Origin of the sequence: Streptomyces sp. NPDC002825 (genome assembly GCF_040295385.1) — a bacterium.
Classification (GTDB): Bacteria; Actinomycetota; Actinomycetes; order Streptomycetales; family Streptomycetaceae; genus Streptomyces.
This window is the reverse complement of record NZ_JBEOVH010000016.1, coordinates 12,969-24,200: the sequence shown is the minus strand read 5'-3', so window position 1 is coordinate 24,200 and position 11,232 is coordinate 12,969. Positions and strand designations below refer to the sequence as shown.

Sequence of the window (11,232 nt, the reverse complement as noted above, 5' to 3'; positions counted from 1 at the left end):
GTGACGGACGCACGGGCGCGGGCCGTGCGGGCGGCGGCGCCCCACGCCGGGACCCGGCCCGCCGCACCGGGGCCGGCAGGGTCGGCCGAGGTGCCCGCCCCGAGCACGGACCGCCAGGCACCGGGCAGCAGCCTCCTGGCAGCTGCCGCGCCTCCTGCCGACCGGGCGGCCCCGCAGTCCGTACACCCCGGCGACCTGCCGGGCGTACGGGCGCGGCTGCGCGCCGTCGCCGCAGACCTCGCGGCCGGGCTGAACTGCCTCTGGCTGGTCCCCGACACCCTGGTCGAGACGGGACTCGCCGAGGAGCTGTACCGCGGCGCGCTGTACACCGGACCGGTACGCATCGACGTGCCGGCTCCGGACCCGGCGCCCACGCGCCCGCGTGAGCCGGAACCCGACCCGGAGGAACCCTGGCACGCGGACGACGCCGACGAGCTGCCGTACCTGGACCTGCCCGACGACGGCTTCGACCTCGACCTCGGCTGGGCCCTGGAGAGCCGCCCGCGCGTACCGGCGCCCCGCCGGGAACCGGGCATCGGCCGGCACGATCCGCACGGCCTGCTGGCCCGGCTCGGCAAGGCGCTCTCGGTCGACGCCGATGAGGCCGTCGCCACCCTCATCGCCCCGGGCCGCTTACGCCGCCCGATCGTCGGCATCCGCGCCTGGACGGAACAGGACGGCGGTACGGGCACGAGCGCCGCCCCCGGCCCCGGCGCACACGCCGGCACCCGCATCGGCGCCGGTCTCGGTCCCCGCCGCGAACCCTCCTCCACGCGCCCGCGTGGTGCCGCCGTGGAACAGCTCTTCCGGGCGCTCGCCGTCGCCGTGAAGACCGCCGGCCTTCCGCCGGGGGAGCGTCCCCGGCTGCTGGTCGTCGCCCGGCTGGGCGACCTGCCGGAGACGCTGCCGGACGAGCTGCGGCACGGTCTCGGCGACACGGCCGTGCACTGGTGGTGGGGCGCGCTCGGCAGGCTCGACACCGCCACCGCGATCGCGCCGATCCTCGATCACGCGCCCGCGACGACCGGCCGCGACCCGTTGAAGGAGCGGATCCGTCGCGCGGTGCGCGCCGAGACCGTCGTCGAGGTCTGCGGCCCCGACCTGGAGCTCGCGCGGCTGCTCGCCCGGGAGTGGGACGGCGCCCAGCACACCCTCGGCGCCGCCCTCGGAAACTGCCTCGCGTCGCTGACGGGACCCGTGCCCGCCGATTGCCCGAAGCTGCGCCGACTGAGCGCTCTCCTGTGGCCGGGCGCCGAGCTGCGCCAGGCCTGGGCGCGTGGCGCCGTCGTCTCGTGGGAGGGACGGCTCCGCCCCCACGTGGCCGTCTGGCACCCGGCGGACGGGAGGCCCGCGCCCGCCCGCGACGGAGACGTCCGGGCCCGTCTCGCCGCCCACGTATCCCAGGCCCAGCAACGCGTCCTGATCCCCTGGATCGAAGAGGCACGGCAGCGCCTCGCCGCGCGGGCGCTCGGCCATCTCCACCGACCGCCGGCCACCGTCGTCGCCGACTATGCCGACCGTCCGCCCGCGCACCCCGGCGGCGACGCCGAGTCGGCGTTTCTGGAGCTCCAGGTGGGCGAACTCCTGCGCGCCCACATCAGCGGAGCCCTCGCCCTGCCCCAGGACGACGCCCGGCTGCTGCGGCTCCTCGTCAAGGCGCGCAACGTACTCGCACACCGTTCGGTGCTGTACGACCGGACGCTCGACGAGTTGTGCGCCGCACTCTCCCAGGCCGACCTGCGCGCCTAGCGGCCACCCCCGCGGTCCCGCCGTACCACTCCCGAGCTGTAGGGATCCGACAGTGACGCCCCTACGCCACTGTCGGAGGTCGATTCCTCATGTCGGGAGCGATACCGATAGGTTTTCGGCTACCAGACCGCTATCGAAAGGGTGATCCGTTGAGCCGCTCGGTTCTCGTCACCGGAGGAAACCGGGGCATCGGCCTCGCCATCGCCCGCGCGTTCGCCGAGGCCGGCGACAAGGTCGCGATCACGTACCGCTCGGGCGACCCGGCGGAGCTCGAGAAGCACGGTTTCCTCGCTGTCAAGTGCGACATCACCGACTCCGAGCAGGTGGAGACGGCCTACAAGGAGATCGAGGAGAAGCACGGTCCGGTGGAGGTCCTCGTGGCCAACGCCGGCGTGACGAAGGACCAGCTCCTCATGCGCATGACCGAGGAGGACTTCACGTCCGTCCTCGACACCAACCTCACCGGCACCTTCCGGGTGGTCAAGCGCGCCAACCGCGGGATGCTGCGCGCCAAGAAGGGCCGCGTCGTCCTGATCTCCTCGGTCGTCGGTCTGCTGGGCTCCGCGGGCCAGGCCAACTACGCCGCCTCCAAGGCCGGCCTGGTCGGCTTCGCCCGCTCCCTCGCGCGTGAGCTGGGCTCGCGCAACATCACCTTCAACGTCGTCGCTCCCGGCTTCGTCGACACCGACATGACCGCGGTGCTCACCGACGAACAGCGCGCGGGCATCGTGTCGCAGGTGCCGCTGGGCCGTTACGCGCAGCCGGAGGAGATCGCCGCGGCGGTGAAGTTCCTCGCCTCCGACGACGCCTCGTACATCACTGGAGCCGTCATCCCGGTTGACGGCGGATTGGGCATGGGTCACTGATCACCATGAGCGGAATTCTCGAGGGCAAGCGCATCCTCATCACCGGTGTGCTGATGGAGTCCTCCATCGCCTTCCACGCCGCGAAGCTGGCCCAGGAGCAGGGTGCGGAGATCATCCTCACCGCCTGGCCCCGGCCGACGCTGACCGAGCGCATCGCCAAGAAGCTGCCCCAGCCCGACAAGGTCAAGGTCCTTGAGCTCGACGTCTCCAACGACGAGCACCTCGCCCGCCTGGAGGGCCAGGTCCGCGAGCACCTGGGCGACCGCATCGACGGCATCGTCCACTCCATCGGCTTCGCGCCGCAGGACGCGCTCGGCGGCAACTTCCTGAACACGCCGTTCGAGTCCGTCGCCACCGCCATGCACGTCTCCGCCTTCTCGCTGAAGTCGCTGACGATGGCGCTGCTGCCGCTGATGTCCGAGGGTGGTTCGGTCGTCGGCCTCACCTTCGACGCGCAGTTCGCCTGGCCGCAGTACGACTGGATGGGCCCCGCCAAGGCCGCCCTGGAGGCCACCAGCCGCTACATGGCGCGCGACCTCGGCAAGCAGAACATCCGCTGCAACCTGATCTCGGCGGGCCCGCTCGGCTCCATGGCCGCGAAGTCCATCCCGGGCTTCGGTGAGCTGGCCTCGGTCTGGGACACCCGTTCCCCGCTGGAGTGGGACCTCTCGGACCCGGAGCCGGCCGGCCGCGGCATCGTCGCGCTGCTCTCGGACTGGTTCCCGAAGACCACGGGCGAGATCATCCACGTGGACGGCGGTCTGCACGCCATCGGCGCGTAACCGCTCAGGACCGCAGGCAGGGGCCGTGTGTCCGCCCGAGTGGCGGACACACGGCCCTCGTCGTTCCGCAACTCCTGCACGGGTCGAAAAGTAGCCCGAATGACCCCAGACTGGGGCAGAGCGTGATGTTCTGCTGCTGACGGGGAGGAGGTACGGGCATGCGCGGGATACGCCAGGGCTTCGGGGCGTTCGCCTCCGTCGCCGTTCTGATCACCGGGACGTTCGTGGCCACCGAGCTGCGGGCCGCTCCCGCCCCGGCCGAGGAGCTCCCGGCGGCCGCCCCGGCGGCTGAGGAGCCGGAGCACTTCGGGGCCTCCTGCCGCACCGTCGTCGACGGCTCGCGCGTCACCGCGCACTGCAGCAACCCGTACCCCCGCACCGACCGGATCCGCCTCCACGTCGAGTGCGAGCGCTGGTGGGACCTCGACACCGACAGCGCCCCGGTGGCGGTCGAACCCGCCGACTACGCCCAGGTCACCGGCCGCTGCTGGAAGGAGGTCCGGTCCGCCTGGATCACGCACGAGCCCGCGGATCCGGCTCCTGTCCCCGACTCTCCTCCGGTACGGGGCTCCTGAGGCACATGAAGGGGTAGCCGGCCGCCTCCGTGCCGGCCCGCTCGGCGTCGCCCTCGCGGATCGCGTCCACCAGGCGCGCGTGGTCCATGTGGTTCTCCGGCCGCAGCTCCTGCCCCACGTCGTCGCGCAGCCATTCCCGCAGGAGATCGCCCAGGTCCGCGTAGAGCTCCGTCAGCACCTCGTTGCCCGACGCGGCGACGACCGCGTGGTGGAAGGCCGCGTCGGCCGTCACGAACCGCTCCGCGTCCCCGGACTCCCACGCCTCCTCGCGCCGCCCGAGGAGCGCGTCCAGCTGCTTCAGGTCCCGCTCCGTGCGCCGCCCGGCCGCGAACCGGGCCGCGGCCGACTCGAGCGTGGAGCGCAGCTCGGCGACGTGCCGGGGGTCGGAGCCTGCGAAGCGCCGGTGCATGACCCCCGCCAGTTCGCTGGTGGCGACGACGTACGTCCCCGAGCCCTGGCGGATGTCGAGCAGGCCGTTGTGCGCGAGCGCGCGGACCGCCTCGCGCACCGTGTTCCGGGCGACGCCCAGCTGCTCGACCAGTTCGGGTTCGGTCGGGATGCGCGAACCCACCGGCCACTCGCCGGAGGTGATCTGGTTCCGCAGCTCGGCGATCACCTGATCGGAGAGACCGGTGCGCCGGGGGTGACCGAGGGCCATGGAACGCCTTTCCACTGGTTCGAGCCTAGACCGTTCAAGATTGGACAACCAATCATCCTATGATTCTATGATGGCTTCATGGCTGACGAGCAGAAGACCCTCGACCCCGCCGCGACCACGCCGTCCGGAGCCCGCGCCACCGCCGGCGATTCTCCCGCACCGGACCGTGCCGCCCCGGCCCGCCGCTGGGCCTTCGGACTCGTCGCCGTCGGACTCGTCCTCGCCGCCCTCAACCTGCGCCCCGCCATCACCAGCCTCGGCGCCCTCCTCGAAGAGGTCAGCGCCGACCTCCACATGAGCGGCAGCGTCGCCGGCGTCCTCACCTCGGTGCCCCCGCTCTGCTTCGCGGTCTTCGGCATCACCGCCCCCCGCCTCGCCCGCCGCTTCGGCCCCGCCGCCGTCGTCTGCGCGGGCATGGCCGCGATCTTCACCGGCCTCGTCCTGCGGCCCTTCGCGACCGGCACGGCCGCCTTCCTCGCCGCCAGCGCCCTCGCCCTCATGGGCATCGCCGTCAGCAACGTCCTGATGCCCGTCATCGTCAAGCGGTACTTCCCCGACCGCGTCGGCAGCATGACCGGCCTCTACTCCATGGCGCTCGCCCTGGGCACCTCCGTCGCCGCGGCCGCGACCGTCCCCATGACCGACGCCCTCGGCGGCGGCTGGCGCCTGGGCCTGGGCGTCTGGGCCGTCCTCGCCGCGCTCGCCGTACTGCCCTGGCTCCCGCTCCTGCGCGACCGGGACACCGAGCCGGCGCCCCGGGCGGCAGCGGCAACGGACACCCCGGCCTCGGCCCCGCAGGCCTCCGCGTCGCGGAACGCCCCCGCGCAGACCCCCGCCCCGCGCATCACCCGCAGCCGTACCGCCTGGGCGCTCGGCGTCTTCTTCGGTCTCCAGGCCACCGGCGCCTACATCACCATGGGCTGGATGCCGCAGATCTTCCGCGACGCCGGCGTCCCCGCCACCACCGCGGGCGTGCTCCTCGCCGTCACCATGGTCATGGGCGTGCCGCTCGCCTTCGTCATCCCCCGCCTCGCGACCCGGATGAAGAACCAGGGACCGATCGTCGTCGCCCTCGGCCTGTGCGGGCTCACCGGCTACACCGGACTCTTCCTGGCCCCCGCCGCCGGAGCCTGGGTCTGGGCGGTGCTCCTCGGCATCTCCAACTGCTCCTTCCCGCTCGCCCTCACGATGATCGGCATGCGCTCGCGCACCGGCGCCGGCGTCGTCCGGCTCTCCGCCTTCGCGCAGAGCGTCGGCTACCTCATCTCGATCCCCGGCCCCCTCCTCGTCGGCGTGCTCTACCAGCACAGCGGCGGCTGGGGACTGCCGGTCGCCCTCATGGGCGGACTGATGGTGCCGCAGATGATCGTCGGAACCCTGGCGGGCAGGGACCGGACGGTCGAGGACGAATGCTGAGATGTAAGACTGTTCCCATGCCAGTCCTCGAACCCAACCCCCAGAACGGCCAGAAGAAGCTGCTCGTCGTGCTCGGCGCGATGCTCGGCATCACGGTCGTCATCGCCGTCATCGCCACCTTCGCCTCCCCGTGAGCCGAGGGGCGGCCCCCGGAGGTGGGGCTAGCCCCCGCATCCCCTAGGGGGCGGGTCTCAGGGTGAAGTGGGTGGATCACCGGATGGGCCGGGGGAGGCGCGCTCCGTACGTTGGTGACAACGGCGAAAGCGCGGAACTCACCCACGGAGGCGGCCATGTCGGCCCCCACGCACCCCGGCATCCGGACCACGACCACCGGTGTCGACACCCGGCTGCCCTGGTGGGCCCTGGCCCTCCCGGCAGCCGCCTTCCTCGCCCTCCTGGTCCTCATGGCCGGGCCGGGTGAGGCCCGGGCGACCACGGGAGACGGGGCGGTGGGCCGGGTCCTGGAGCACGTCTGGCAAACGCTCTCTCTCTGAGTCGGAGTGGCCTGTTTCGTGCGAAGCTGTGGACCATGAGCGTCGACACACCCCGCAGCATCGTGGTGCTCCGGCACGCGAAGGCAGACTGGAACGACTCGTCCGACCATGAGCGACCGCTGGCCGACCGAGGCCGCACGGACGCCCCGGTGGCCGGCCGCAAGCTCGCCGACAGCGGCATCGCCTTCGACCTGGCCCTCTGTTCGACCGCCCTCCGCACCCGCGAGACCTGGAAGCTGGCCGTCCACGAGCTGCCGGTGCGCCCCAAGACGGTGTACGAGGAGCGGATGTACGAGGCCTCCCTCGGCGAGCTCATCGCCCTGGTCAACGAGACCCCGGACACCGTGAACAACCTTCTGCTCATCGGCCACAACCCCGGCATGCACGCCCTCGCCGACGCCCTGGCCGGCGAGACCGAGGGCGACGCCCTCGCCCGGATGAACCGCAGCGGCTTCCCGACCTCCGCCTTCGCCGTCGTCACCTTCGACGGCTCCTGGAAGTCCGTGGAGCACGGCGTCGGCAAGCTCGTCGACTTCTGGACCCCGCACGCCTGAGCCCGTACGCGGAAGGGCCCGGGCGTCGACCGACACCCGGGCCCTTCTCCGTACCCCCGCCGCTCAGTGCGGCAGGTCCTCCTCGCCGACGTCCGCGGCCTCGACCTCTTCGCGCGTAATGCCCAGCAGATACAGCACGGTGTCCAGGAACGGCACGTTCACCGCCGTGTGGGCCGCCTGACGCACCACGGGCTTCGCGTTGAACGCCACACCGAGCCCGGCCGCATTCAGCATGTCCAGATCGTTGGCCCCGTCGCCGATCGCCACGGTCTGCGCCAGCGGCACCCCGGCCTCCGCGGCGAACCGGCGCAGCAGCCGCGCCTTGCCCGCCCGGTCGACGATCTCGCCGGTCACCCGGCCCGTGAGCTTCCCGTCCACGATCTCCAGGGTGTTGGCCGAGGCGAAGTCGAGCCCCAGCCGCTCCTTGAGATCGTCGGTGACCTGCGTGAACCCGCCGGAGACGACGCCCACCTGGTAGCCGAGCCGCTTGAGCGTACGGATCAGGGTGCGGGCGCCGGGCGTCAGCCGCACCTCGGCGCGGACCTTGTCGACCACCGAGGCGTCGAGACCCGCGAGCAGCGCCACGCGCGCGTGCAGCGACTGCTCGAAGTCCAGCTCGCCGCGCATCGCCGCGGCCGTCACCTCGGCGACCTTGTCCTCGCAGCCCGCGTGCGCGGCGAAGAGCTCGATCACCTCGTCCTGGATCAGGGTCGAGTCGACGTCCATGACCACCAGACGCTGGGCCCGCCGGTGCAGACCGGCGGAGACCACGGCCACGTCGACGCCGACGCTGTGCGCCTCGGTGGCGAGGGCGGTCCGCAACGGCTCGGTCCCGCAGCCCGAGACGGCGAACTCGACCGCCGTCACCGGGTACTTCGCGAGGCGGAAGATGCGGTCGATGTTGCCGCCGGTCTCCGCGATCCTGGCCGCTATGGCCGCCGTCTGCTCGGCGGTGAGCGGGTGGCCGAGCACGGTGACGTGCGAGCGTCCCTCACCACGGGGACGGTTGTCGCCCGTGCCGGAGATGATCTCGGCCTGGAGCTTCAGCGACTCGGCCCAGCTGTGGATGGTGGCCCGGAGCTCGCCCTGCGAGGCGACGGTCGGCTCGGTGACGAGCGCGCACAGGACGAGGCGGCCGCGGGAGACCACCTGTTCGATGTCCACGACGTCGACGGAGTAGGCGGCGAGGGTGTCGAAGAGTCCCGCGGTGATCCCGGGACGGTCCTTCCCGAAGATCTTGACGAGAAGGGTGGGAACGTCTGAGGTCTGCGATGCGCTCATGGTGCTTCCACCGTATCGGGCACCGTGTGTCACCCGACCCCCCGTCCCGCCCTGCGGACACCCGAGTGGTCCAGGGCTTGCCCGCGACTCGCCCCGAAGGTCTTCACGCGGCCCGACTTTCCTGGACGGGACCGGGCCTGAAATAGTTCCCCAGGATGATTCGCCATCCCTGGACTCCCGAAGACGGGGGTACATCGGGGGACAAGTAGTGGGGCATGGAGTGCCAGAACTCGTACTGGAATTGAACGGCAGGACCTGGACGCTCGATTCGTCCCGGTCGTACACCCTGGGCAGGGACCCTCAGGGTGACCTGGTCATCGACGACGCAAGGGTCTCGTGGCGCCACGCCACCATCAGCTGGGGCGGCCGGAGCTGGGTCATCGAGGACCACGGCTCCACGAACGGCACCTTCCTGCAGGGCCAGAGGATCCACCAGGTGGAGATCGGCCCCGGCTCGGCCGTCCACCTCGGCAACGCGACCGACGGCCCGCGGCTGAATCTCGCCGCCGCAGGCGCGGCCGCCGCGCAGCAGCAGGCGCCCCAGCAGCAGGCGCCGCACCATCAGGTGCCTCAGCAGCAGGCTCCGGCGCACCAGGCCCCCGCGCACCAGGCGGCCGGGGCTGCCGCGCAGGCCGACTGGGCCACGCACCAGGCACCGCCGCAGCAGCAGGGCTGGCAGCAGGCCCAGCAGCCGCCGGCCCAGCAGCAGGCCCCGCATCAGCAGGTCCCGCACCAGCAGGGGCCCGCCCAGGGGCACCCCGGTGGGGCAGCGGGGGCGGCGTCGCCCTACGGCGACCACCGCAGCCCGACGACCTTCTACCAGCTGGACCTCGGCCGCGTGATGCGCATCGGCCGTGCCCTCGAGAACGAACTGGTCGTCTCCGACCTCCAGGTCTCGCGGCACCACGCCGAGTTCCACGCGACGCCCGACGGGCGCTTCGAGATCCGGGACCTCGGCTCGCACAACGGCACGTACGTCAACGGCCAGCCGATCCCGAAGGGCGGCACCGCCCTCCTCGGCCCGCAGGACATCGTCGGCGTCGGCCACTCGACCTTCCGCATCGTCGGCGGCCAGCTGGAAGAGTTCGTCGACACCGGCTCGGTCTCCTTCTCGGCCCGCCACCTGACGGTCACGGTCGACGGCGGCAAGCAGATCCTCAAGGACGTCACCTTCGGCGTCCCGGAGAAGTCGCTGATCGGCGTCATCGGCCCGTCCGGCTCCGGCAAGTCCACCCTGCTCAAGGCGCTGACCGGCTACCGCCCGGCCAACGAGGGCGACGTCCTCTACGACAACCGCAGCCTCTACAAGCAGTTCGCCGAGCTGCGCCAGCGCATCGGTCTGGTCCCGCAGGACGACATCCTGCACAAGGAGCTGACCGTCGTGAAGGCGCTGCGCTACGCGGCCAAGCTCCGCTTCCCCGGTGACACCGCCACCGCCGAGCGCGAGGCCCGCATCGACGAGGTGCTGCGCGAGCTCAAGCTCGACATCCACAAGGAGAAGAAGGTCACCTCCCTCTCCGGTGGCCAGCGCAAGCGCGTCTCCGTCGCCCTGGAGCTCCTCACCAAGCCCTCGCTGATCTTCCTGGACGAGCCGACCTCCGGCCTCGACCCGGGCATGGACCGCGACGTCATGCAGCTGCTCCGCGGCCTCGCGGACGACGGCCGCACGGTCCTGGTCGTCACCCACTCGGTGGCCGAGCTGGGCCTCTGCGACAAGCTGCTCGTGATGGCGCCCGGCGGCTCCGTGGCGTACTTCGGCCCGCCGGAGGAGGCGCTGAACTTCTTCGGCTACTCCACCTGGGCCGACGTCTTCTCCGCCTTCGAGAACTACCGCGACTACGACTGGGCGGGCCGCTGGAAGGGCTCGCAGCACTACCAGATGTACGCCGCGGACATCGACGCCGTCGCCGCGCAGCCCGTCCAGATGCCGCAGCAGGCCATGGCGAGGCCGCCGAAGCCGCAGGGCTGGGGCTCGCAGCTGTGGACCCTGATCCGCCGCTACGTGTCGGTGATCGCCTCCGACAAGGGCTTCATGGCCCTCATGGTGATCCTGCCGGCCGTCCTCGGCGCGGTGTCCGTCGTCATCCCCGCCGACTTCGGCCTGGGCAAGCCCACGCCGCCGTCCCGCTTCAACGGCGACGCCGGCACGATCATGCTGATCCTCGCGGTCGGCATGTGCTTCTCCGGCGCGGCCAACTCCGTGCGAGAGCTGATCAAGGAACGGGTCATCTACGAGCGGGAGCGCGCCGTCGGCCTGTCCCGCTCCGCGTACCTCATGTCCAAGGTCATCGTCCTCGGCCTGATCACCGCCTTCCAGGGCGTGATCATCTGCGGCATCGGCTTCTCCACCCGCGCGCTGCCCGAAGAGGGCCTGTTCATGCCGCCGGCCGCCGAGCTGTGCATCCAGGTCATCGCGCTCGGCCTGACCTCGATGATGGTCGGCCTGGTCATCTCCGCCCTGGTGAAGACCGCCGAGAAGACCATGCCGCTGCTCGTCATGTTCGCGATCATCCAGGTCGTGTTCACCGGCATCCTCTTCCAGGTGTACGGCTCGCCCGGCCTGGAGCAGTTCGCCTGGCTCATGCCCTCCCGCTGGGGCATCGCCGGCGCCGGCACCACGCTCGACCTGGCGCACCTGATGCCGCCGTGGGACCACAAGGACCCGACCAACACCGACCCGCTGTGGGAGCACACGGTCGGCCAGTGGAGCCTCGACCTCGGCATCCAGCTGATCATGGCGACCGTCTGCTGCGTCCTCGTGGCGCGGCTGCTGCGCCGCCACGAGCCCGAGGTCATGCGCAAGTAACCTCGCGGCACCACGCCCAAGGGCGGCATCCCTCTCCGGGGTGCCGCCCTT

General features: G+C 71.8%; 11 protein-coding genes. 9 read left to right on the top strand and 2 right to left on the bottom strand.

Going from position 1 to position 11,232, the window contains the following annotated elements; all coding sequences use genetic code 11:
• The 4 genes from ABT041_RS21210 (at position 1) to ABT041_RS21195 (ending at position 3,972) form a co-directional block, all read left to right on the top strand.
• Entirely contained in the window at positions 1-1,749 is a 1,749-nt protein-coding gene (locus ABT041_RS21210) for a hypothetical protein (protein ID WP_351186630.1), read from the top strand.
• Between the two features lie 149 nt (positions 1,750-1,898).
• On the top strand, positions 1,899-2,615 hold the full coding sequence (fabG, locus tag ABT041_RS21205) for a 3-oxoacyl-[acyl-carrier-protein] reductase (protein ID WP_351186628.1): 717 nt from the start codon (positions 1,899-1,901) through the stop codon (positions 2,613-2,615).
• A 5-nt stretch (positions 2,616-2,620) separates the two neighbouring features.
• Complete coding sequence (fabI, locus tag ABT041_RS21200) at positions 2,621-3,397, top strand: enoyl-ACP reductase FabI (protein ID WP_351186626.1); 777 nt, start codon at positions 2,621-2,623, stop codon at positions 3,395-3,397.
• Positions 3,398-3,555: 158 nt separating this feature from the next.
• Positions 3,556-3,972 (top strand): hypothetical protein, encoded by a 417-nt coding sequence (locus ABT041_RS21195; protein WP_351186624.1) that lies wholly within the window; start codon positions 3,556-3,558, stop codon positions 3,970-3,972.
• Here ABT041_RS21195 and ABT041_RS21190 read toward each other — a convergent pair.
• Positions 3,911-4,630 (bottom strand): FadR/GntR family transcriptional regulator, encoded by a 720-nt coding sequence (locus tag ABT041_RS21190; protein ID WP_351186869.1) that lies wholly within the window; start codon positions 4,628-4,630, stop codon positions 3,911-3,913. The genes ABT041_RS21195 and ABT041_RS21190 overlap by 62 nt on opposite strands.
• Positions 4,631-4,708: 78 nt before the next feature.
• Between ABT041_RS21190 and ABT041_RS21185 the strand changes: the two genes are divergently transcribed.
• The 4 genes from ABT041_RS21185 to ABT041_RS21170 all read left to right on the top strand — a co-directional run bounded on the left by ABT041_RS21185 (position 4,709) and on the right by ABT041_RS21170 (position 7,094).
• On the top strand, positions 4,709-6,046 hold the full coding sequence (locus tag ABT041_RS21185; protein WP_351186622.1) for a CynX/NimT family MFS transporter: 1,338 nt from the start codon (positions 4,709-4,711) through the stop codon (positions 6,044-6,046).
• A gap of 17 nt (positions 6,047-6,063) precedes the next feature.
• Entirely contained in the window at positions 6,064-6,180 is a 117-nt protein-coding gene (locus tag ABT041_RS21180; protein ID WP_351186620.1) for an SGM_5486 family transporter-associated protein, read from the top strand.
• A 156-nt stretch (positions 6,181-6,336) separates the two neighbouring features.
• Positions 6,337-6,540 (top strand): hypothetical protein, encoded by a 204-nt coding sequence (locus ABT041_RS21175; RefSeq protein WP_351186618.1) that lies wholly within the window; start codon positions 6,337-6,339, stop codon positions 6,538-6,540.
• Between the two features lie 35 nt (positions 6,541-6,575).
• Positions 6,576-7,094, top strand: a complete 519-nt coding sequence (locus ABT041_RS21170) for a SixA phosphatase family protein (RefSeq protein ID WP_351186616.1) — start codon at positions 6,576-6,578, stop codon at positions 7,092-7,094.
• 63 nt (positions 7,095-7,157) lie between these two features.
• On the opposite strand, the gene serB is transcribed toward ABT041_RS21170, so the two are convergent.
• Entirely contained in the window at positions 7,158-8,375 is a 1,218-nt protein-coding gene (gene serB / locus ABT041_RS21165; RefSeq protein WP_351186614.1) for a phosphoserine phosphatase SerB, read from the bottom strand.
• 208 nt (positions 8,376-8,583) lie between these two features.
• On the opposite strand from serB, the gene ABT041_RS21160 reads away from it, so the two are divergent.
• Positions 8,584-11,181 (top strand): ABC transporter ATP-binding protein/permease, encoded by a 2,598-nt coding sequence (locus ABT041_RS21160; RefSeq protein WP_351186612.1) that lies wholly within the window; start codon positions 8,584-8,586, stop codon positions 11,179-11,181.
• Positions 11,182-11,232: the final 51 nt, after the last annotated feature.